The 21,849-nt window shown below is 58.1% G+C and carries 17 protein-coding genes and 1 pseudogene; 3 read left to right on the forward strand and 15 right to left on the reverse strand.

Going from position 1 to position 21,849, the window contains the following annotated elements; translation table 11 throughout:
* Positions 1-66 precede the first annotated feature (66 nt).
* The 3 genes from AC1DM5_RS23760 to AC1DM5_RS23770 all read right to left on the reverse strand — a co-directional run bounded on the left by AC1DM5_RS23760 (position 67) and on the right by AC1DM5_RS23770 (position 3,363).
* Positions 67-798 (reverse strand): copper chaperone, encoded by a 732-nt coding sequence (locus tag AC1DM5_RS23760; RefSeq protein ID WP_477975775.1) that lies wholly within the window; start codon positions 796-798, stop codon positions 67-69.
* Position 799: 1 nt separating this feature from the next.
* On the reverse strand, positions 800-2,392 hold the full coding sequence (locus AC1DM5_RS23765) for a tyrosinase family protein (RefSeq protein ID WP_477975777.1): 1,593 nt from the start codon (positions 2,390-2,392) through the stop codon (positions 800-802).
* A 260-nt stretch (positions 2,393-2,652) separates the two neighbouring features.
* Positions 2,653-3,363 (reverse strand): helix-turn-helix transcriptional regulator, encoded by a 711-nt coding sequence (locus tag AC1DM5_RS23770; RefSeq protein WP_477975779.1) that lies wholly within the window; start codon positions 3,361-3,363, stop codon positions 2,653-2,655.
* A gap of 78 nt (positions 3,364-3,441) precedes the next feature.
* On the opposite strand from AC1DM5_RS23770, the gene AC1DM5_RS23775 reads away from it, so the two are divergent.
* Positions 3,442-3,864: a VOC family protein gene (locus tag AC1DM5_RS23775; RefSeq protein WP_477975781.1), complete on the forward strand. Its 423-nt coding sequence runs from the start codon at positions 3,442-3,444 to the stop codon at positions 3,862-3,864.
* Positions 3,865-3,900: 36 nt separating this feature from the next.
* Positions 3,901-4,320, forward strand: coding sequence for a DUF1761 domain-containing protein (locus AC1DM5_RS23780; protein ID WP_477822412.1), 420 nt, complete (start codon positions 3,901-3,903; stop codon positions 4,318-4,320).
* A gap of 195 nt (positions 4,321-4,515) precedes the next feature.
* On the opposite strand, the gene AC1DM5_RS23785 is transcribed toward AC1DM5_RS23780, so the two are convergent.
* From AC1DM5_RS23785 to AC1DM5_RS23825, 9 genes are all read right to left on the reverse strand, one after another.
* The gene (locus tag AC1DM5_RS23785; protein ID WP_477975783.1) at positions 4,516-6,291 is read right to left on the reverse strand and encodes a methyl-accepting chemotaxis protein; all 1,776 of its coding nucleotides are present in this window, start codon (positions 6,289-6,291) and stop codon (positions 4,516-4,518) included.
* Positions 6,292-6,607: 316 nt separating this feature from the next.
* Positions 6,608-7,339 carry a helix-turn-helix transcriptional regulator gene (locus AC1DM5_RS23790; protein WP_477975785.1) on the reverse strand — a complete coding sequence of 244 codons (732 nt, stop codon included), beginning with the start codon at positions 7,337-7,339 and terminating at the stop codon, positions 6,608-6,610.
* A gap of 1,070 nt (positions 7,340-8,409) precedes the next feature.
* A complete protein-coding gene (locus AC1DM5_RS23795; RefSeq protein WP_477975787.1) occupies positions 8,410-9,279 on the reverse strand; it encodes a D-psicose 3-epimerase in 870 nt (289 codons plus the stop codon).
* Between the two features lie 92 nt (positions 9,280-9,371).
* Positions 9,372-10,019, reverse strand: a complete 648-nt coding sequence (locus tag AC1DM5_RS23800) for a nucleoside triphosphate hydrolase (protein ID WP_477822458.1) — start codon at positions 10,017-10,019, stop codon at positions 9,372-9,374.
* 69 nt (positions 10,020-10,088) lie between these two features.
* Positions 10,089-10,937, reverse strand: coding sequence for a sugar phosphate isomerase/epimerase family protein (locus AC1DM5_RS23805; RefSeq protein ID WP_477822457.1), 849 nt, complete (start codon positions 10,935-10,937; stop codon positions 10,089-10,091).
* Positions 10,938-10,939: 2 nt separating this feature from the next.
* Positions 10,940-11,935: an ABC transporter permease gene (locus AC1DM5_RS23810; RefSeq protein WP_113182401.1), complete on the reverse strand. Its 996-nt coding sequence runs from the start codon at positions 11,933-11,935 to the stop codon at positions 10,940-10,942.
* Positions 11,932-12,948: an ABC transporter permease gene (locus AC1DM5_RS23815; protein WP_477975790.1), complete on the reverse strand. Its 1,017-nt coding sequence runs from the start codon at positions 12,946-12,948 to the stop codon at positions 11,932-11,934. Before AC1DM5_RS23815 ends, AC1DM5_RS23810 begins: the two co-directional genes overlap by 4 nt.
* A complete protein-coding gene (locus AC1DM5_RS23820) occupies positions 12,941-14,431 on the reverse strand; it encodes a sugar ABC transporter ATP-binding protein (RefSeq protein ID WP_477975792.1) in 1,491 nt (496 codons plus the stop codon). The genes AC1DM5_RS23815 and AC1DM5_RS23820 overlap by 8 nt, the downstream gene beginning before the upstream one ends.
* A gap of 113 nt (positions 14,432-14,544) precedes the next feature.
* Entirely contained in the window at positions 14,545-15,513 is a 969-nt protein-coding gene (locus tag AC1DM5_RS23825; protein WP_037107027.1) for a substrate-binding domain-containing protein, read from the reverse strand.
* 243 nt (positions 15,514-15,756) lie between these two features.
* On the opposite strand from AC1DM5_RS23825, the gene AC1DM5_RS23830 reads away from it, so the two are divergent.
* Positions 15,757-16,830 (forward strand): LacI family DNA-binding transcriptional regulator, encoded by a 1,074-nt coding sequence (locus tag AC1DM5_RS23830; protein WP_477975794.1) that lies wholly within the window; start codon positions 15,757-15,759, stop codon positions 16,828-16,830.
* Positions 16,831-17,023: 193 nt separating this feature from the next.
* Here AC1DM5_RS23830 and dnaE2 read toward each other — a convergent pair.
* The 3 genes and pseudogenes from dnaE2 to AC1DM5_RS23845 all read right to left on the reverse strand — a co-directional run.
* Positions 17,024-17,563: pseudogene (gene dnaE2, locus AC1DM5_RS23835) on the reverse strand (error-prone DNA polymerase); the annotation flags it as partial.
* Between the two features lie 395 nt (positions 17,564-17,958).
* Positions 17,959-20,376, reverse strand: a complete 2,418-nt coding sequence (locus AC1DM5_RS23840) for a hypothetical protein (RefSeq protein WP_477975796.1) — start codon at positions 20,374-20,376, stop codon at positions 17,959-17,961.
* 284 nt (positions 20,377-20,660) lie between these two features.
* The gene (locus tag AC1DM5_RS23845; protein WP_477975798.1) at positions 20,661-21,692 is read right to left on the reverse strand and encodes a DUF3616 domain-containing protein; all 1,032 of its coding nucleotides are present in this window, start codon (positions 21,690-21,692) and stop codon (positions 20,661-20,663) included.
* Positions 21,693-21,849 lie beyond the last annotated feature (157 nt).

Below are 21,849 nucleotides of genomic sequence, written 5' to 3' on the forward strand. Positions count from 1 at the left end.
CAAGGAGGTCGACATGGTCGTAGACGGGCATGCCCAATATCATGGAGAACCTCCTCGACACCCGGTTCAGAGCGCCAGCCGGACCCCGTTGAACCATGTTGCAGGCTGGGGGCCGCGTTTTCGCTCGAGAAGAGCAAGGATCATCGTGGCGGCCATGACAGCCCAATGAACGATGCCGCTGGAGACGAGGACCACGAGCATGAAGGCCCAGCAGGTCGCCGCGCATGACAGTCCGCGGGCCACACCAAACCGGAACACGTCGAGGTCGGCCTGCTTGCCGTAGGCCGCAAGCGGCGGCCTGCCATGGCAGGCGTTCAGGAACCATTGCTTGCTCGGCGTCACCTGCCAGACGAAGGCGATCAGCAGCGCGGGCAGGACTGGTGCCAATGCGACAGCCTGGCTCCAGGCATTCAGCACGATGGCGGCAGGAACGAGCATGGTCCCCGCCGCAATCCAGACGAGGAGATAGGCCACGACAAACGCACCGACAGCTCTTGGCCTGCGGCGGCTGAAACTGCGTCGCCAGACATGCAGCAATGGCCCGGCGAGCAGAGGCGGCATCATTGCCAGGATCATCGCGACCCAGGCCAACGCCGTCAAAAACAAGCCTTTGTCTGCGAGGGCGACATCGATCTGGGTCGTCAGTCGGCCTGCCACCGAGGGCGAGGAAAAGCAGAGGTCGGGCATGGCCGGCAAAACCTCTTTGCCCGTCATCACCATCCAGCCGAACAGCGTGGCGAGAAGAAGCGGCTTGGGAAGTCGCGTGATGAGACACCAAACGACGACGACGGTCCGCACCTTACTGCTCCTGTCGGTAGACGCTGATACGCCCGATGGAAATCCCTTCGCTTGTCACCCCCGGCACGGCCGAGACGAGCTTGACCGAAATCTCCTCCGCCAGTCCCTCTTGGGCAAAAGCGGCATCGATGATCCTGGTGATGTCGAAGGAGGCATTGATGCCGCTGCCGCCGGTCGGCCCTTCCCGCTTGCTTGCCTTGCTGACACCGAACATCGACAGGGTGCCGGCGAGATGCTCGGTATCGTCGGATGGATCGGCATCGCCGGGCAGGTTGACATAGACGTAAAACACCGCGGCGTCGGTCGGACTTTTGACATTCTCGAGGTTGAGATAGACCTTGTCCGGTTCCCTCTGGATGCTAGGCGAGATCGACAAGGTGGTGGACAGCCGCTGCTGCTGGTCCTTGTCCAGCCGCACTTTCGTCTCGACGACATCATCGCCAAGTTTGATCGTCCCGTTATTGGCTCCGAGGAGCTCTGCCTGTTTCGGTGGCGCCATTGACATAGCTCCTGCAACCTGGATTGCGACCTGCGGCGTTGCTCCGAGCCGCTCGAGGCGAGCGGCCACCACGGTCGTCAGGTCCTCGCCGGCCGGCTCGTCATCATAGATATAGTTGAGCGACCGCGATTGTGTATCGAGGACGTCCCGCGCCTTGAAATTATAGATCGTGCCATCGACGGCAGGCATCGCAAATTCTCGATCCTGTGGCCCATCGAGCCAGTCCGGATCAGTCGGATCGGCAAACACATCCGCACTGTCGTTCAGACGGCGCTTCTGGCGCAACCAGACATTCCAGAGGCGGTCGATATTGGCATGATGCAGCCAGAAGATCGGATCGAGGGCGGCGGTGTCGGGGTTGGTCATCCAGCCGATTTCCAGCGGATCCTGGCTGAGGCCGTTGCCCTTGAAGCCGCCGCCGACGAGAACATGGACGGGGCCGTGGGGTTGGGTTTCGAGCACGCCGAAGGTGCCGTCATTGCTTTCGTCGCCATGCCAGAAGGGCGTCTTGACGCCCCCGAAGCCCGCCGAACCGCCACCGGCCGAGCCTTCGAAAAACCGTTCGGCGAGCGTGTCGGTGATGGTAACGGCGCGGGGGTCGAGCACGATTGGCGATTGCACCTGAGGCACCTGCCCCGTACCGTAACGCTGGCCCACAAAGAGGTAGTTGCGCTGACCGCCGGCAAGCTTGTCCTTCGCGAAGGCGGGCGGCAATTCGCGGCTGCGCGCATCGGCCGAATAATTCCAGTAGGGGAGCGCCCAATCCTTCGGGCCGCCCAGGTCGATAATGGTGTTGCGGATGATACGCTCGAAGGCAAGCAGATAACCTCTGTGCCAGGGAAGGAAGTACCAGGTCAGATGCTGGCACTGCCGCCAAAGTGCCGTCTGCGCCGGGCCGGCCGGCAAGGCTGCGCCAGACGGGATGACGTTGAAACCTCGCCAGATCGGTTCGTCGATGCCATGCATGGCGGCAAGCGACCACCAGCTCGTGATATCGGAAAATGGCAGTCCCTGAAGACGCTCGACGGCGCGGCCATACCAAAGTAACGTTTGATCGCCACTTGGTAACTTCCAAACATCTTTGCGAACAAACATCATGACCTCCCCCGATCAGGCATTATTCTGGTAGAGTTTTAGGATGTGCTTGGATTATACATGCGGGATGCGGCATTACAATGCTAAATCGCAATCCGCTCATATATTCTATAATAACGCGTATTGAAGCACGCAAAAAGCCGAATGCCGGGCCGTGGCGGCCGGGTCATTGCCGACGGCAATCACCAGCACGCCGTTGTCGAGCGCCGAGCCGATTGCCGCGCGAACAGCTTCATCCTCGCTTGCGATATTGGCCGAGACTATCCCGAAAGTCGCCGTTTTTCATTCTCCTTTGCACTGAGCTTTGTCAGATATTCGCGCAACAAACTCGCCCGCCGGGGACGAAAACTGGCTCCGTTGCTTGAAAGGCTCTCGACCCGGTCGACCCTGAACATACGGAAGTCATCACGCAGACAGCACCACGCCAGAACCGTCAGGGCGTGATCGCTGTACATGATGGCAAGGGGGCGAATGATGCGCTGGCTGGCGGTGCCCGCTTGATCACGATAGCCGATTTCGATCTCCTGTTCCTCCCAACACGCCTGCCGTATCGCTTGCAGATGCGGATGCGAGCCGTAGCGACCACTTGGCCGATAGACATGGGATATTGAATGCAGCAATTGCTGCTCGCGATCGTCCGGCAAGGTTGCGGCAATCTTAGCGAGCACAGCCTCCGCGGCGCGCGCTAAGTCCGGGTCGCCCATCTGGCGCACTTCGCCTAGTCCCACGGTAATCGCCTCGATTTCCAGACGATCGAATGTTTGCGGCGGCAGAGCATAGTCCTCGATCAATCGATAGCCATAGCCGCGTTCTCCCTCAATTTGGGCGCCCGACAGCCGCAACAGTTCGATATCGCGGTAGATCGATCGTACCGACACGCCGCGTTCGACCGCCAGGCGTTCCGCCGTGATCGGAGGCGCCATGACGCGCATAAGCTGAAGAAGGCGCAGCAATCTATCGGGTCCGCTCATCGTCCAACTGCCGTGAAGTGTCAGTTGGGTACATCTATACCCGTTTCATCCATTTCACATAGCCAGAGGGCGAAGACGATGAGCATCCAGACCGTCGCACACATCAATTTCCGGGACGAAGCGCGCCCGGCACTGTCTTTCTACCAATCCGTCTTCGGTGGCGATCTGGTGCTGCTGACCCATGCGCAGATATATGGCACGACCGATCCGGCGGAAGCCGATCTGGTCAGTTGGGGTCGTGTAGTTTCGAAAGACGGCTTTGCCATCATGGCATACGACGCGCCGGCGAGCCGGGCCTACGATCCGGGTCAGAGCCCGTTCTTCATTTCCGTCAGCGGCGATGCCAGCGACGAAATCACCACCTATTGGGACAAGCTCAAGGTTGACGGTGAGATCCTGCAAGACCTTGCGCCGGCTGGCTGGTCCCCGCTCTACGGAATGCTCAAGGACAGATTCGGCATCACCTGGATTCTCGACGTGCAAAGCAGCGACGCCCATTGAGCGTCCCACGACGAGCTTTTAGCAAGAGAGTGAACCATGGTTTTCAGTGCATTTGCCCAGATCAGTCTCTGGGGCGTTCTTGCGGCCTCAGCGTTCGGCTTCGTGTTCGGGGGCGTATACTATGGCGCCCTAGTACCCAAATATTACGCAATAGCGCTGGGACGTGAGACCATGCCAGCCGCCAAGCTGGACATGCTTACCATCCTTGGCCCCTTCGTGTGCAATATCGTTATGATCGTCACGACGGCCGCGATCATGCGCATGATCGGCGTTGTCTCCCTTGCCGATGCCTTGTCGCTCGGGCTGGTGATCGGCGTCGGTTATCTCCTGGCGATGTGCATGACTATCGCGATCAATCCCAATTTCCCCAAGCCGTTCTACTACACAATGGTGAACGCGCCCTATTTTCTGGTCAGCAGTTTGGTGACGAGCGCCGTGCTATTTCTGTTGCAGTAGGCCCATGGAAATCCGTAGTCATTGTTGGCAAGTTCCGTCGTAACTGACATGTCGAGAGAGCCATCCGCCCGGCGAAAGACCCCGTAGATAATCCTGTCGACAATCTCATTATCGGCGTTCCCGCAAACGCAAGAGCAGCTTATCCACTTCGGCTCAATCTTCCGCAATCTCCGAGGTCGGTCATCAGAACTCCTCTCAGCTTTCGGCATTAATGGCGGCATTTCCCTGAAAGGCGTGAACTACCTTGGCAGTCATCTGCCGGACTGGGTTGGCTACCGGTCGGGTTGGCGCTCCCGTCGATCTCGGTGCCGACCGGTGTGAATGCGTTTCGGCACCGACATTAAATTGTGACAGAAGCTGGAACAGTGCTTCAGACTCCCTGGCGAGGCCGTGGGCAGCAGCAGATGTCTCCTCGACCATGGCTGCGTTTTGCTGGGTGCCCTGGTCGATGGTGTTGACGGCGGTGTTGATCTCTTTCAAACCGGTCGCCTGTTCGCGCGAGGCTTCGACAATCGCGCCGACGTTGCTATCGACGTGAACGACCTGTCCGACGATCTCCTCGAGCGCCTTACCGGTCTCGCCGACGAGTGCGACGCCATTCTTGACATGCCCATTGGATGCACCGATCAGATCCTTGATCTCCTTTGCGGCTTTGGCCGAACGCTGGGCAAGTTCGCGCACCTCTTGCGCGACAACCGCAAAGCCTTTGCCGGCATCGCCGGCGCGGGCGGCTTCAACGCCCGCGTTCAATGCGAGCAGGTTCGTCTGGAATGCAATCTCGTCGATGACGCCAATGATGTTGGCGATCTCTGACGCCGACGTCTGGATCTTATCCATCGCTTCGACGGCTTGACGTACCACCAGACCGGAGCGCTCCGCATTCTCTTTGGTCTTTCGCACAAGCTGGCCGGCTTCCTGGGCGCGATGACTGGAATCTGACACGGTTGTCGTGATTTCTTCGAGCGCAGCAGCGGTTTCCTCCACCGAAGCAGCCTGTTGCTCAGTCCGGCGAGAAAGGTCATCGGAGGCGGAACGGATTTCCTGTGACGCGGCGGCAATCGCGCCTGCATTCTGCGCCACGGCTTCCATAGCCGAGCGAAGCTTGGACGCGGCACTGTTGAAGTCGAGGCGGAGTTTTTCCAGTGTTGGCAGAAAGGGTGAGCCGAGTTGCTGGGTCAGATCACCTTCTGCGAGCCATTGCAGCGCAGATGCGAGGTGATCGACGTTTTCGACGCGCGTCGTAACGTCGGTTGCGAACTTGACGACTTTGAAGACCTTGCCGTTCATGTCGAAGATCGGGTTGTACGAGGCTTGGATAAAGACTTTCCTCCCACCCTTTCCAAGACGCAGGAACTCGTCAGCGACATACTCTCCGCCTGCCAGCCGGCTCCAGAAGCGGCGATAGTCGTCGCCGTGGGTATAAGCGGGTTCGCAGAACATCGAGTGATGCTTTCCCTTGATCTCGGACAGTTGATATCCGAGCGTGTTGAGAAAGTTCTTGTTGGCTGCAAGGATTTCGCCCGTAGGTGTGAACTCGATAACGGCTTGGGACCGCGACAGCGCATCGAGCTTGCCAGCGTCTTCGGCGCTCTTCAGCTTCTGGGCGGTAATATCGGTTGCAAATTTGACGACCTTATAGGGTTTGCCTCCCCGGAACACTGGATTGTACGAGGCTTCAATCCAGATCTCCTTGCCGCCCTTGCCGATGCGCTTGAACTGACGCTGGTGGAACTTGCCGGCGGCGAGATCGCTCCAGAACTGCCGGTACTCGGCGCTCGCAGCCTCTATTGGATCGACAAACATTCGATGGTGCTGGCCAACGATCTCGTTCAGTTCGTAACCGAGTGCCGCACAAAAATTCTGGTTGGCGGACCGAATCTTTCCCGTGAGATCGAACTCGATGATCGCTTGCGACTTGCTCATTGCGGCAAGCACGGCACTGGCATCGGACGAGAAACCAAAAGACATCATTCCCAAGATACGCTCCATGTCTGCCGAAGGCTCGTGTCCTGGACGATTTGCTGTCCGTTGGAATTATGGCCATGGCACTTCAGTTAGGATCAAGCCGGCGCTCATTCATCTGAGAGACGATGCCTTCTTTCCGGCACCCCCAGTTTTAGGGGCAAACCCCAAATGAAGTCTTAATGTCAGGAATGGCAGTTGGGCATTCGCTCAAAAAGTGCGCGCCCTGCCCAGAAATCAATCAAAGAATACGGGATAAAGTGCAGCCTCGAAGCCGCCTGCGGGACAGCAGTCGCTGTCGCGTCAATTGTGTTTGCGTTTTTGGCTAATTGATAAGTCCACGGCGGATCGCCTCTGCGATCGCATGAACGCGATTATCCGCGCCGAGCTTACGGATAGCGGTCTTGACATAGCTATTGACGGTGTCTGGTGTGTAACCGCTCGCCGCAGCGATCTCGTCAGTCGTCTTGCCGAGGCTGGCAAATCTCAGGCAGGCGATTTCGCCGTCTATTAATTTGAGAGTCTGTGCTGAGAACTTTTCCATGATTGGCCGCGTGATGACTCGGTGCATGACTTCCGAGATCTCGCCTAGGAAATCGACTTCCTCTCGCGTGAACGGCGCCGCACGCGCAAAGGCCACCGCTCCGAAGACGACGTCACCACGCCTGATGGGGAAGAGCGTTCGGTTAAGCACGCCGAACGTCCTGGCAAGATACTGTAGCCTCTGAGGCGGCGGTGTTTCAGCATAGACCTCCTCCTCAACAACTACCGTTGCCGCCGACATCGATGCTTTCACGAATGGATCTACTTTTAGGAGGTCATCGCCATAATAAGCGTCCAGGAACGCGGGCGGGACATCGGTATCGATGGAGTGTCCACTTCCAAAGCGATAGCCGTCCAGATCCAGCCCGGACACTGCAAAGAAATCGAACTGTACAGCCCCACGCAGTTTCTCGACAAAAGGGTGCGCAATGACCTGCCTTCGCGTAGGAAGCGAACGCAGATCGGGCGCCTCATCAACGGGGCTGCTAAGAGCAAGTGCGCGCGAGAATGGCAATCTCAATTCTCCAAATCGGATGTGACACCAGTTTCTGGAGGTGAATTCTTAATTTTTTCTAAACGCGCAACCCCACGTTTCGCCATGCGCGCGCCGAAAAGTCCCGCGTTCAGGGGCCAAATGCCAGATTGGGCGGACGATGCCGAATGCGAGTTCTTCAGCATCCAGCAATTGGCGCGTCTGAAAAGGAGGCTCGATTATGCCGAACACTGCATGGCCGAAGCTCAACAAGTCCACCTACAAAATTCAACTGTGCGGCATATTCGGCTTTCGGCATAAGACGCTTTGGACAGCTCCGGAGAGCCCGGCGGGCGCGATCTGTCCCACTAACGCCGTGTCAGCTCCCAGCGGAAATCAACAGACTCTGAACCCGGAGCGGCCAGGTCCTCGGCTCGCTGCAAGAAGTCATGGCTTCACAGGGACATTCGCTCTGGCTTGTTTTCCTAGGATGGAGCTGTGTCGGGGTATCTCTTAAACCTCCTGCCAACACCTGCGCGATGGCAATCAGGCCTCAGCGGTTGCACTTTCAGCCCCGATCGAGAAGCCGGACGGCGGCGTAGACGGGGAAGCCTGCCGGATGTCGCCCGGATGGCTTTCCCGTTGCCGTCGTGCGGTAATCAGAACTCTTCCCAACTGTCCGCCGCGCGCGTCCCCCACTTGCAGCTATCCTGAGTTTTGAGGCCGAATTCGGTTGCGAAACGTGTGAGACCGACTGTGCCATTGCTCGAGCCATCTGACGCGGCTCCGTAGTCTGGACTTTGCCGACGCTGAAGCTCTCACGACATCGTCCGACGATCTTTCGTGAGGTCCGACGCAACATGCTCATCGATAAACAGTTGCGCGATCTCAGCAGCTACCATTTTGCGACGGGGCATGGCCGGCCCGCCATGGACGGCCTCGTGCGAGCACTACAGGCGCTGCCCCACCTCACCCGTCGTTCAATCACCTTCGACCGTGGCACGGAGTTCACCGCCACCGACCACGGCTGTAGGATTCAGGCGGCCCGCCTCACTTGCATCTCGTTCAGGTACAGCGATAGCGATGCATGTCGGTTGACAGCGTCGGCCAGGTCAACCGCCGAGCACAAATCGAGAAAATGCCAAAGCGTTCCCCGCATCCTCGTCCATTTTCGCTTCGTCCGCGCCATCGCTTAGATCACGCCACACTCGGATGTCAGACCCGATCGTTCCGCCTGTCTTTACGAACGGTTCCATGACAACGGCACCCGAGTAATTGATATCGCGAAGAGCGAGACCGATCTCGTGCCAAGGTATTCTGCCTTTACCTGGGACGCGGCGATTGCTCTCGCCCGTGTGGAAATGTCCGAGCAACGGACCGGCGGTACGGATCGCCTCTCCGAAGCTGTCCTCCTCGATATTCATGTGGAACGTATCGAGCATCACTTTAACATTCGACTTGCCGACATCGTTCACGAATGCCACGCCTTCGGCGGCGGTGTTGAGAACGTGGTTTTCAAAGCGATTGAGCACCTCGATGCAAAGGTTGATACCCAAGTTTGCAGCGAAGTCTGCAATGCCATGAATGCCCTCGACCCCACGCGCCCGATCGCCCTCCTTGTCGACTGGCTTGGAGTAGTCCACCGGCCAGTAGGAATGGAGCGCACCACCAATTGTCTTGATATCGAGCTTTGCGACATTTGTGAGGGTTTGCTCGAAGAATGCCTTACCCGCCTCGCGCACCGCAATGTCCGGCGACGACAGATTCTTGGTCTTCGAAGGGCCGATCCCAGCCGTCAGGATGATATTGTTGTCCTTGGCAGTCTGTCTGATTTCTGCGAGCTCGGCATCGCTGTATTCATTGATATGATGTGCAGCTACCTCGATGACGTCGAAGCCAAGTTTCGCGACCTTTTCGACATAGGGGCCGAACTTGGCGCTCCACTCATGTTCCCAGTAGGAATAGTAAATCCCGTGTTTCATATGAGTCTCCAAATTTCAGTTGTAGATCCCGCCGATCATCCTTGGCGGGGTTGACGGTGGCCGACCGCAATGACTTCCGGTCGGCGTGGGGATCAGTTGTTGTCGATATGGAGATCGGGCTCGGCGCTTCCGGCTACGATTGCAAGACCGTTCGGCAGATCGTTTTCTTCGACCTTCCGCCGAATTTCCGCAGGGTCCAGGCCGTAGGTCTGCCAGCGGTTTTGAAGTCTCTGCCGCAGACGATCTTTGTCCACGTCAACGAACGCTGTGAAGTCGAAAATCTCCTTGAGCTTGTCCCAAGGAGTCTGTCGTGCAAGCAGGTAGTTGCCCTCGCAGACTATGATCTTTGTAGACTGAGGAATGAGGTTGCCGCCGGCGCGAGCAATCTCGATCGAGCGATCAAATACCGGGACGGCAACGACGTCGTCCTCATTGGCCTTCAGCCGCTTGAGCATGTGGCGCAAACCATGTGCATCGAACGTGTCGATTGCTCCCTTGTAGGGGCGGCGTCCCATCTGCTCCAAGACGGCATCGTCGTAGTGATATCCGTCCATCGGGAACAGAGCCGCTTCCAGATGGTGATCGTTGTTGATTGCCTGAACGGCGCGCTCTGCGAGCGTCGACTTGCCTGAACCCGGTGCACCCGCAATCGCGATAAGAACTCTTCGACCGCCGTTTTCCGCAAAGCGTTGAACCGCGATCTTTGCGATCTTCTGTGCGTTTTCGTCTATTTTGCTCAACAAGTTCCCCCATTGCCTCTTCGCGTTTTCGGCGGCTCACGCCGTCTACAAACGCGGACCATCTCGAAGTCATGCCAGTTGATATTGTGCGGCTTTGTTGCGTAGGAACGAGAGGCCGTTGCCCATGACTTCGTCCTCGTCACGCGCGACCGGGCGCCACGTCGATATGTCGCCGGCCATCTCCGGCGGCATGCTGACGAAGCTCTCCAAGGTCAGCGCCCCCTTGAAGCCGATCGCAGACAGGGCGGCGAAGATCGAATCCCAAGGGACGTTTCCTGCTCCAGGCGTTCCGCGGTCGCTCTCAGACAAATGCATGTACTTGAGATGCTCACGCGCAACGAGAATGCCGTTGGCAGCCCCCTTTTCCTCGATGTTCATGTGGAATGTGTCGAGGTGGACAAAGACGTTATCCATGCCAATGCGTTCGACCAGCGCCACGGCCTGTTCGGCCGAGTTGATCAAATGGCTCTCGTATCGGTTCACCGCTTCCACGCCAAATTGGATACCTTGGGCCTTGGCCTGCTTGGCTGCAGTTCCGAGCGCATGAGCAACGTTGTCATATTCCGCCTGGGTCGGCGGGAGGCCCGTGCGTTCGTTGGTGCCGCCGTAAGTGACGCCCGTAAGCGCCTCGGCTCCCATCAGAGCCGCCTTATCGATCGCCACCTTCAGGTGCTCAATTGCGGCCTCGGGCCGGACGGATGCCCAGGCGGCCTCGGGTAGCACGAGCGAGCATGCCGCACGCATGCCATGCTTTTCCAGGAGGTCACGCGTATGTCTGGCATCAACCGAGGCGGCGTCTGCGAGCGGAATTTCAATGAACTCCATGTTGTACTTGGCTGCACCGGCGATGGCTCGCTCTGCGCCTGCGCGGTCCCAGTTCATTGTCCACATGCTTGCGTGAATACCGAACCCTTGCACAGTCATCCCTTCTTTCTGCTCGACGCGATGTAGGTTGAAACGATGGTTCTTGCGGCCATAACGACGATCATCAGTACGCCCCAGAGGGCTGTTGCGAGGTGCTGGTTTGCGCCCATGAGATTGAGGCCGGAGGAGAGAAGCTGGAGCACGATAAGGGCTACGAACACGGGCAAGACACGGCCAAACCCTCCGAATGGATTGATGCCGCCGAGAAACGCCGCGAGCACCGTGATCAGCAGATAGGATTCGCCGTGGCCGACGCGGACGGAGTTGAAGCGGGCGAGCATGATGACGCCGGCGACCGCACACATGAGGCCCGAAAGCGTATAAACAAGAACGAGGATGCGGCGCGTGTTCAGGCCGGAGTAGCGGGCCGCCTCGATATTTGAACCGACCATCAGCAGCCCGAAGCCGAGTTTGAAGCGTGTCAGCAGGAGTTGCCACAGGCCAACGCAGGCAATGAAGATCAAAAGCGGGATCGGCAATCCCAGGATCGAACCATGCCCGATCGGGGCGATGAAGGAAGGGAACCCGGACACGTCACCGCCGCGGGTCAGAAACTCACCGAGGCCACGCAGGAAGATCATCATTGATAGGGTGACGAGAATTGGATGGGCCCGTGTGTAGGCGATCGCAGCGCCGGTCATGAGACCGGCAGCGCCACCGGTGGCGAGTGCGGCAAGGACACCGAGCAGGAACGCGCCTGGAGACGCGTCGGCCCCGCCGTACATCTGCATCACCGAGGCTGCTGCCAATCCGGAAAGATTTGCCGTGAAGGTGATGGAGAGGTTGATCCCGCCGGTCAGAAGTGGAAGCAGCATGGCGAGCGTGAGAAGCCCGAGTTCGGGAAGCTGGAAGGCAACCGAACCGAATGTTGCAGCGGAGATGAAATTGTTTGCGGCCAGACCGAAGATGACGATCACCGCCACGAATGCGATAGCTGGTCCGGTCATGTCGGCGCCGAAGGTGGCGTTGAACTTTTGAGCCATGGCCTTCATTGGTGCGTGCCCTTCCTCTTGGTGCTATCCGTGGCGAGAAACGGGAAAAGCTTGTCGATCCGTGCGGACGAGAGCGTGATGGCGATGAGGATGATCGCGCCGACGATCATCTTGAATGCAAAGGGCGACACGCCCATGAGGTTGAGACCGTTTTGGGTGATCGAGACCATCAAGACGCCGAGGACGCAGCCGATGACCGAGCCCTTGCCGCCACCGAGCCTCGCACCGCCGAGAACCGTAGCTGCCAGGACATCCAGCTCCCGGCCATAGAGGGCGTTCGGAACGACTTCCTCGGCATAATGGGCTTGCATCAGTCCGGCGATCCCGGCCATGAGCCCCAGCCAGCCGAACGAAATGTAGTGCATCGCTGCAATGTTGATCCCGAAGCGGCGTGCCCCTTCCGGGTTGTCACCAAATGCGTAGAGCTGCCGGCCGATGGTCGTGCGGGAAATCATGAACCAGGTCGCAAGGCAGCAGAGGATCATGACGACGACAGGCAGTGTAAGCTCGATCCAGGAGCCGTCAGCCATCTCGCGTTCGAAAAATACCACGCGCGTCGTCAGCCATTCCGGCAGGTCGTAGATCGACACGCCCTTGGTGAAGAACATCAGCAGCCCGAAGAAGATGTTGAAGGTCGAGATCGTTGCAACGATCGAGATGATATGCAGCCGGTAAACCAGGGCTGCGTTGATCAGACCCAAGCCAATGCCGATGGCGCCGGCGATCATGAAGCCTTCCGCCCAGTTGCCGCCGCCCAATGCGCCAAGGGCCAGCGCGGTAACGTATTGGGCCACCGAGGCGGCGACAGCAAAGGAAATATCGATCCCGCCCGAGATCAGGACGACGAGAAGGCCAACTGCAAAGATGATATTGACGGCCGAGACGTTCAGCACATCGAATGCGTTCGAGATCGTAAAAAACCGATCGGTGGCAAAAGACAGCCCGACGCAAAGCACGACCATGACCGCCAGAAGCGTAAATTCCGTTGTGTGTCCAAGGATCAGCCTACGCATAGACGGCAGACTCCAGTTCGGTGAGCGATAAATGTCGCGGGTCGTAGGTTGCGCGGATCCTGCCCTCGACCATGTGAATGATGCGGTCCGCATTGAAGTAGACTTCCGGCGGCTCGTCGGAGATCAGAATGATCGCAAGGCCCTGAGCGGCAAGCTTGCGCACGATCTCGAAAATGCCTGCGCGTGCGCCGACATCGACACCCACGGTCGGGGCGTCGAGAATGAGGATCTTCGGACCGATCGCGAGCCATTTGGCAATCGCGACGCGTTGCTGGTTGCCGCCCGACAACGTCCGGATGGGGTCGTCGGGTGTGCCGATCTTGACACCCAGCGCCGATATCCAATGGCTGACCACGCTCGCCTTCTTCGCCGGCGAGATCATTCCACCGGACAGAAGCTTATCGAGCGATGCCATGACCAGATTGTCGGCGATCGACTGCGGCTGATTGAGACCGAGAGACAAACGGTCTTCCGAGAGGTAGCCCACGCCGGCGCGAATTGCGTCGCGATTGGAGCTGAACTTGACGGTCTTGCCCTCGATGGCGATTTCCCCGGCCTGCGGACGGTGCATCCCGAAGAGCGTCAGCGCCAATTCGGTCCGGCCGGCGCCGAGGAGGCCGGTAATACCGAGCGTCTCGCCTCGGCGAAGGTCGAACGATATATCTTCGAACTCCGCTGCCCGCGTCAGCCCGCGGACGGAAAGTAGGACCTGCGCGTCGTCGTGATCGGCGGCGACGACGGAACTGTCGAAGTTTCTGCCGGTCATCAGCTCGGTCACCCGTGATTGAGTCATGCCCTCGACCGGGAAGACGCCAACGAGCGCTCCGTCACGAAGCACGGTTATGCGGTCCGAGATTTCGAGCACCTCCGCGAGACGGTGGGACACAAAGACCACGGCCACTCCCGAAGCGGAGAGGTTACGAACGATATCAATCAGATAGTCGGTTTCAGACTGTGTCAGCGAAGCGGTCGGCTCGTCCATGAAGACCAGGCGCGCCTCGCCGACAAGAGCGCGCGCGATCGCTACGATCTGGCGTTGGGCGATCGGCAGTTCCTTCAACGGAAGATGGATATCGATGCTGACGCCGAGACGGCTGAGCGCCTTCCTGGCTGCGTCCTCGATGGCACGTTTGTCGACGAGACCATATTTGCCCTTGAGCGCATACTGAAACCCGATGTTCTCGGCGACTGTCATTTCCCCGAACAGCGCCAGGTCCTGCCAGATCACCTGGATGCCGAGCGATTGCGCCAGCGTGGGCGTCATGGCCGAGATCGCCTTGCCATCGAAAAAGAACTCGGCGCCCTCCTGTGGCTTGTACACACCGGTTATGACCTTGATGAGCGTGCTCTTGCCGCAGCCGTTCTCCCCTGCCAGGCAATGCACCTCCCCCGGGTTTACTTCGAACGACACGCCCTTCAGCGCACGCACGCCGCCGAAGGTCACCTTGATGTTTTTGAGTGAAAGCAGCGGTTCGACGCTCATGGAGTATCCTCCTGTTCAGCCGCTGGAGAACGGCTGGTGCAGGTTTTTCCGATATTCGTAAAGTTGGGGGGCGCGGGAATTGTCCGCGACCCCCGGCTTGGGTCCAGGGAGGATTAGAGGCCCATGCCGACAAGCTTGTCGATGCTGTCCTTGTTGATCGCCAGCAACTGGTCGACGATGATGGTGTTGCCCTCGGGGTTGATCTTACCAAGGCCCTCGATATCGTCGCCGGCCTTCGGCGCCTCACCTTTGGAGATGCGATCGGCAAGCGTCACGAAGACTTCACCCGCCTGCTTGGGGTTCCACATGAAGCCACCGGTAAGCGCGCCGGACTTGATCAGCTTGGCGCCCTGCCCCGGAGAGAACGGACCGATCACGAACACCTTGCCGTCCTTGCGACGTTCTTCAACAGCGCGACCTGCACCGATTGGACCCTGCGAACCGAAGGCCAGGAAACCCGTCAGGTCGGCATTTGCCGCCATCAGGTCGAGCGCGGTCGAGCGGCTCTTGTCGACGTCCTCAGCCACGCCGTAGCGGTCACCGATGAGCTTCATGTCCGGGTAGTTCGCTTTGATATAGGCGATTGCTGCATCGGCCCATGCATTGTGCAGGGGAACGGTCAGCGAGCCGACAAAGACGGCATACGATCCCTTGCCGCCCATCTTCTCAGCGAGCAACTTGCCATGCGCCTCACCGAAGCCCTTGGCGGAGGCGAGCTCGAAATCCCAGTCGGCGCCGACCTGCTTAGGCGATTCATGGGTAATGACCTTAATACCGGCTTCTTGGGCCTTCTTCAAAACAGGTTCGAGAACCTTCGCATCATTCGGGACGACGCCGATATAATCGACCTTCTGAGCAATCAGGTCTTCGATGGCGCGAACCTGCAGCGCAGGGTCGGCGCTGGTCGGACCAACCATGAAGCCTTCAACCCCGAGCTTGGCGCTCTGTTCCTTGATGCCCGCCTCCATGGCATTAAACCACGGGATGCCGCCAATCTTAACGACAACACCAATCTTCGGACCAGCAAATGCCGTTGACGCGAGCAAGGACAGGCCGAGCGTGACCGCAAATAGCTTTTTCATTGGGTATTCCCTCCTCCACTGAGCCGGCAAGGAAGCACCGTTCGCGAAAGCCCCATGCTCTCGCGCTCAACGTTAGCCCCGCATTGCGGAACTCCTCCCTGTCGCTTTCCTCAAAGCCCCATCTCCATGCACAATCGGTCTTGCATTTATGCACCATCGATGGTGCAATTACCCTATCACGGAAAAGACTTTCGTCAAGAGGACTGCTGATCTAGAGAGAAAGAGCCACTGGAAGGTTTGCGGATGTCTGAAAAAGAACGAAAAAAAGCAACCATTTATGATTTGTCCGCCGTGTCAGGAGCATCCCCGTCGACAGTGGCCTCGGTGCTAAACGGCACATGGCGCAAGCGGCGCATCTCCGAAGAGACTGCGGCAAAGATACTGTCACTGGCCAGAGAGCATGACTACAAGGCGAACCTGCAGGCCCGCGCGCTGCGCAGCTCCCGTTCAGGCCTGGTAGGTTTGCTCTTGCCCGTCTACGACAACAGGTTTTTCTCATCGATGGCACAGACCTTCGAGAGCGAAGCGCGAAAACGGGGCCTGCTGCCGATGGTTGTGTCGGGCCGCCGCGACCCCGAGGAAGAACGTCGCACCGTGGAGTCTCTCATCGCCTATGCGATCGACTCGCTGTTCATTGCCGGAGCAACAGATCCGGATGGCGTCCACGAGATCTGCATGCGCGCAGGGCTGCCTCACGTGAACATCGATCTGCCAGGCAAGTTTGCATCATCCGTCATCGCGGATAACCGTCAGGGCGCTGAGGCGTTGACGTCAGCCATCATTCGTCATGCCGAAACATTGGGACCACTTCACTCCGGCGATGTCTACCTATTCGGCGGCCGCAACGACCACGCCAGTCGCGAACGTATCGCCGGTTTCCACGCCGTCAAGCAATCCGTATTTGGAGCGGTCACAAAAGGAGATATCGAGATCACAGGTTACTCGCCTAGCGCGACGGCGCTCGCGTTCGACCGTTTTTTCGACAAGCACGGGAGGCTGCCCAAGTGCTTCTTCATCAACTCATCCATCAACTTTGAGKGGCTATTGCGGTTCATGGGCCGCCACGACGGAGAGACGTTCGGAGATATCGTCGTCGGATGCTTCGACTACGATCCGTTCGCTTCATTCCTGCCCTTTCCTGTTTACATGATCCGGCCGAACATCTCGAAAATGCTGGAGCGGGGTTTTGATCTCCTGGAGGAGCCGAAGCCTCTGACGATCATGATCGAGCCGGAGTTGGTTCCTCCACGCACCGCATTGGAGGGTCCGCTTGATGCATTGAATGATCCTTCACCACCATTTGTGTTTGCCGACTGAACTCTCCAAAGCCTCACCCGAAGACCATCGCAGAGCGCTGATTACGGTGCATCCTTAGGGTCACCATCCCTGACGTAAATCCGGGCTTGAGTGGTTTCCTGCTATGAACGCTTCGCTGGCTTTTTGGAGTTGTTTAAGAATTGCGGCTCTTGATGGGAAGCGAACCCCGGACCCAGACGCAGGCCTTCGGCATTTACTGAAAATTCCAGCTCTTGATCTTCAGGGTATCGATATGAAGATCCGGCACGAACATATCTCTCGCCCGAAGCCCTGGCGCCGGCCGTTCGCGGGAATCCGGACTGCCCGGTGAGCCATGCGCGAACTCGTCGCAGCGCCCGGTCGGCGGCCGGAAGGCGCCATCGCGCTCGGCAAGGCTCGATAGATCGGCCGAGAGATCAAAGAGCTGCTTTGCGACCAGATGAACGACGTCCCCTTCTCGCTGAATCCTGCCATCGATCGCCATCATGCTGGCGCCGAGCACCACCCGGCGCGACCGCTCAAAGAGCTTTGGCCAGACAACGACGTTGGCCGTTTCATCCCCCATGGTGATGAACATCACCCCCTTCGCGGAGCCCGGCCGCTGGCGCACCAGCACCAGGCCGGCCGCCGTCAGCCATTGCCGGTCGCGCCCCGCCATCGCCTCGGCACAGGTGACGATCCGACGCTTAGTGAGATCGGCCCGCAGGAAACTCAAAGGGTGCTGCCGCAACGTCAGGCCGGTATGGTTGTAGTCCGACGACAAAGCGGCCGCAGTACGACGTCCTGTTTCTCCTCGACTGAAAATCAGTTTGTCTTTCCAGTATCACTGGCGATGCACGCCACACCATAGGAGTTTCTGTTGCTGTTAGAATCACGAATCCAGCGCTGCACCATTTCGCCAGCCCGACTGCACGCTTGATAATTATCAAACGGACCAGATTGACTGAGAGAGGGCGAACCGTCGGCCGCAAAGGAAACCATTACTAGAAGCCACTTGGTCATCGGTTTTTCGATCCCTGTTCGATTTACTGCTATCGATTGGCGACCCATTGAAGATCATTCAGTCTCAGGTGACGATGATGATCTGCACCTGGTCGCCCGCGGGCAAAGCGCCATCGCGACCAGCTAGTCAATCCGCTTGATGGGCGGTCAGAAAAGCGGTGGTTGATCAGCATCACGGAAGTCGAAATGCATATAGTCTTTCGTGCTGGTCGACGTGCCCAGCCAGCGAAGACCACCGCCGTCGGCCGCCGCCAGGCCACAAATCACTTCCGCAGGCAGGTTAATGAAGCCATGGCGGGCGGTCGTTGCTGCCGTGCCAGTAACTGCCGGCCTCAGGTTCGGCTTTTGGGACATGGTGAAGACCTGCATGGCATAGACCAGACGATTGGCCATCGCAGCCCGCTTCGAAGCGGCAACCCCGAGCGATGCGATCTTGTCGTTGAGGCCGTTAAGGTCCGGATGTGGTGGTGCCGCCAAAGCCAAAAGCTTGTTGGCATCGGCCGTCGAGATCACCAGCGTCAGAGCCCTCTGGAAACCGGCGCAGACGGCAGTAGCAAGATTGGAAAGGCCTTTGTTTGCTGCAACATAGTCGGCGTTGGCTCTGCAAAGTATGTTCACATCAGGAAGTGAAGCGTCATAGCTGCGGGGTGTTCTAAGCCGTTTGCTTTCATCACCATAGGGTCTAACTCCGCTCAGGAACTCTACCAGATCGGTCCAGCGCGCGAGCTCGGTTTCGGACATCGCCATGTTGGGGTTGATCGACGGATCGAGATCGATCGCAATCCCAAAAGAATGGAGGCTTGGTTTGCTCGCATCGTTGGCGTTTGGACGGATGTTGAAACCACCAATGTCAGAAACGGCAGCAAGCTTGTCAGCGGCCCCCTTGGCTATGATCAGGGACTGCGCCAATTGCATGCGCTGCGCCATCTTGGCATGAACCTTCATCGAGGCGCCGCCCTGCTGCAACTGTCCCAATACAAACGCACCATAATACGCGTTGATCCGCTGAATGGCCTTCGTCGGGTTGGTCGGCGCACCAAAGGCGTTGAGCATCATGCCACGCATGTTTGCCCAGTCCGAGATGCGGCCTTGGCCGATGTTTCGACGTACGAAGTCCGACAGGCTGTTCCATTCAGCAGTCAATGAACTTGGCGCGGCGAGCGCAGTCAGGGACGAGGCGGGCGCAAGCTTTGACCACGCGTGGTCAAAAGCAGCATCGGCGAGTGCACCAATGCCGCCTTTGCTTAGTCCTACGACCGCGCCAGCGAGGTCAGAAGCCGACAGTCCGGGAATGACAGCCGTCGCTGCGTGATCGTGCTGGGCGTGAAGGTTCTCGAGGACGCGCGGCCACATCCAGGCCAATGTCTCACGGTTCCCGGCGACCAGGCTTGCTGCATCGCCAATGATTTTGCTGGATTCGTCGCTCGACGCTACCGACAGTGCGGCGCCCGACAATTGCAGCGCCACTGACTTGCTGAGCGGCCATTTGGACGGCGGCGGCACTGTGGAAGTTATCGCGGCAAGAGCGTTCGCTTTAAGCTTCGGAACGACGGACTTGGGAACGGCCATGCCGTCGGGCGAATTGGCGAGCCGTTGCGCATAAGCTGCAGCGCCAGCGCCCGAGCCATTGTAAGTGCGCCACGCCACCAAAGCCCAATCCGCCCAAGTGATGTTGTTTTTATACGCGGCCTTGAGGTGATCGAAGAATTCGTTGGCTCCAGCCGCGATGTTGGACCTCCAATCCCAGGCCATTGGCGTTGTCAGCTTTGCCGGATTGGTAAATTGCGAAATGCCGACGCCGAAATCGAATGCGGCGACGGGAAAGTTCTGCGGATCGTCGGGCCAGTCGAAAAGCTTCTTGAACCCGTCTTCTCCGAATTTCGTCTGGGTTTGGCGTTTCGGTTCAAACTGCTTCATATTCGCTTCCCAAGCGAATATGGCATTCAACATGTTTTCGAGCGGGGCGGCATTCCGTCCAGCGACGATTTTTTTCACGTTCGACCGAATATCAGCTTCGGTCGGGTTCGTGCCGGTGATGCGTAGATGAACATAATCCTGCAGCCACGAGCCGCTCGGCTTTGCAGCAATAGTAAGCACCGCATGTCCGCCAGCGACACGGTCGTCCAGATTGTCATAGACGAGCCCGGCCGGGATCGCACCATCAGCAAACAATGTAAACGACGCGCTCTCGGACGAGCCACTCCATTCGCTTTGAAGCGGTACGACACGTGACTGGTAATGGTAACTGCCGACATTCTTGAAGCGCGCCAGAACGTGCAATGTTTGGAGACGCCAATAGATCGGCGTCGCCGAGCTTGGCGTGAAGCCCGCGACGTCGCAGTTGACCTTGATTGCCGGCATCTTGGCATCGGCCGAGATCGCCAGGACGTTTCCGTTAAAGTCGACGCCGCGCGGGACGCCGTTTGGCTGGTAGTTCGGCGGATCGGAGCGATCAAAATTGCTCAGTTCCAGGCGGATGCCGTCCTCATTGAGGTGTCGCGCTGGAAGGATGATACCCTTGTCGGCACCAACAAATTTGTCTTCATCGATCACCGGCTTGGCCATCACGTTCCCCATCGCGCGAAATAGTCTTCTCTGAAACTATTATTCCGAACGCCAACGCAACGTCCCCTCGTTGCCAGTCGGCGATAACTTGATTGGCGAAGTCATCCCCTAGATTTGCCTAGGCAAGCTAGGTACTTGAGCCTTTCAATCCGATCCGGTAGCCAGCCGGGAACGTGTTGACGATGGTTCCCTGGATTAACCCTGCGCCAAAAAATCCCCCCGCCCTGTCGTCCAGGAGTGCTGACTTGGGCATAATTGCGGGCTGCCCCGCTTGATACCACCGATTAGCGTGGAACTTCATAGACTGCGGGAGCCCCGTTGTTCGCGCCGTCGGACATGATCAAGACCTTGTAATGATCTGCAGTGGTTTCGAGCACCGTCAACGCTTCGGGCTTGCTGTCGGCCGGGCCAGCTTTTTTGATCTCGCGGCAAAGCTTTGCATCCCCACCCGGCTTCCAGAAACATATTCCTGCAGGGCCTGACATGTCTTTCTCGGGACCCCAAAGGATCAAAAAGCCCTCCCCTGCCGCGGCAATATCGCGAACACCCTGTCCTTTCCCGAGGTCGACAGAATAGGTTTTGAGTTTAGCTTCCGGATTGTCAAAAGCGTCGGAAACACTGAGCGATGCGATAAGTGCCTCTCCGTGAAGGAGCGGTCCCCGAAATCCCAGAAATACGGTGTCACCCGAGACAGCAAGACCTTCAATGTTGATGCCGTCCTTGTCCGGAATGTCCCCCTCATGTTTGGAGAGTTCTGGATCGCTATGGATGATCGCCTTGAGATTTGCGGATCGCTTTACTTGGGCCGATGGCTTTTCCTTCGACCCCAAGTCTGCAGCAAGCCCCGTGTCCGCATCAACGCTGACGCGGTAGATGAAGTATCGAGAGGGTTGAAGGTCCCCGCTCTTATTCAGCCCATGTGAGCCGGTCAGGAAATACGCTCCATTAAAAAAAGCGATACCTTCTCCATCAGTCTCGTCGAATTCCTTGGCTTCCTGACCTTCGGTATATTCCTTGGGCAGAAGAAACAGCTGTTTGCCGGGCACCAACGTGTCGCCCTTGAGGGTGAAGAACCTGGCATATTTCTTTTCGTCACCGATCAGCAGACAAGACGTGCCTTTCTCGCTTATGACGGCGCAAGCCGCTCCGCTGATGTTTTCGGCCTCCTTGGCGTCTGTCAGCGGTGGTTGAACCTGGAGAATTTGCGTCGGCGCCAGAGGCTTCTGAGCCGCGTATGACAAGTCGGCTCCTGCTGCGATAACCGCAGCCGCTACCCAGATCGATGCCGAAATGCCGAATTGATGGTGACGTGCCATGGCAATCCCTCCCCCACGAACGATCACACGCGTCAATATTACAATAGATTGAGCAAAAAGATGAAAGCAATTTACACGATAGGAAGTATTTCTACAATAAGCAGGCCGATATTTCAGTGCAGACCCCCAATATCAAACCTCTTGTCCAGTCTGTTTT

It is taken from the genome of Rhizobium sp. 01T437, from assembly GCF_056398505.1.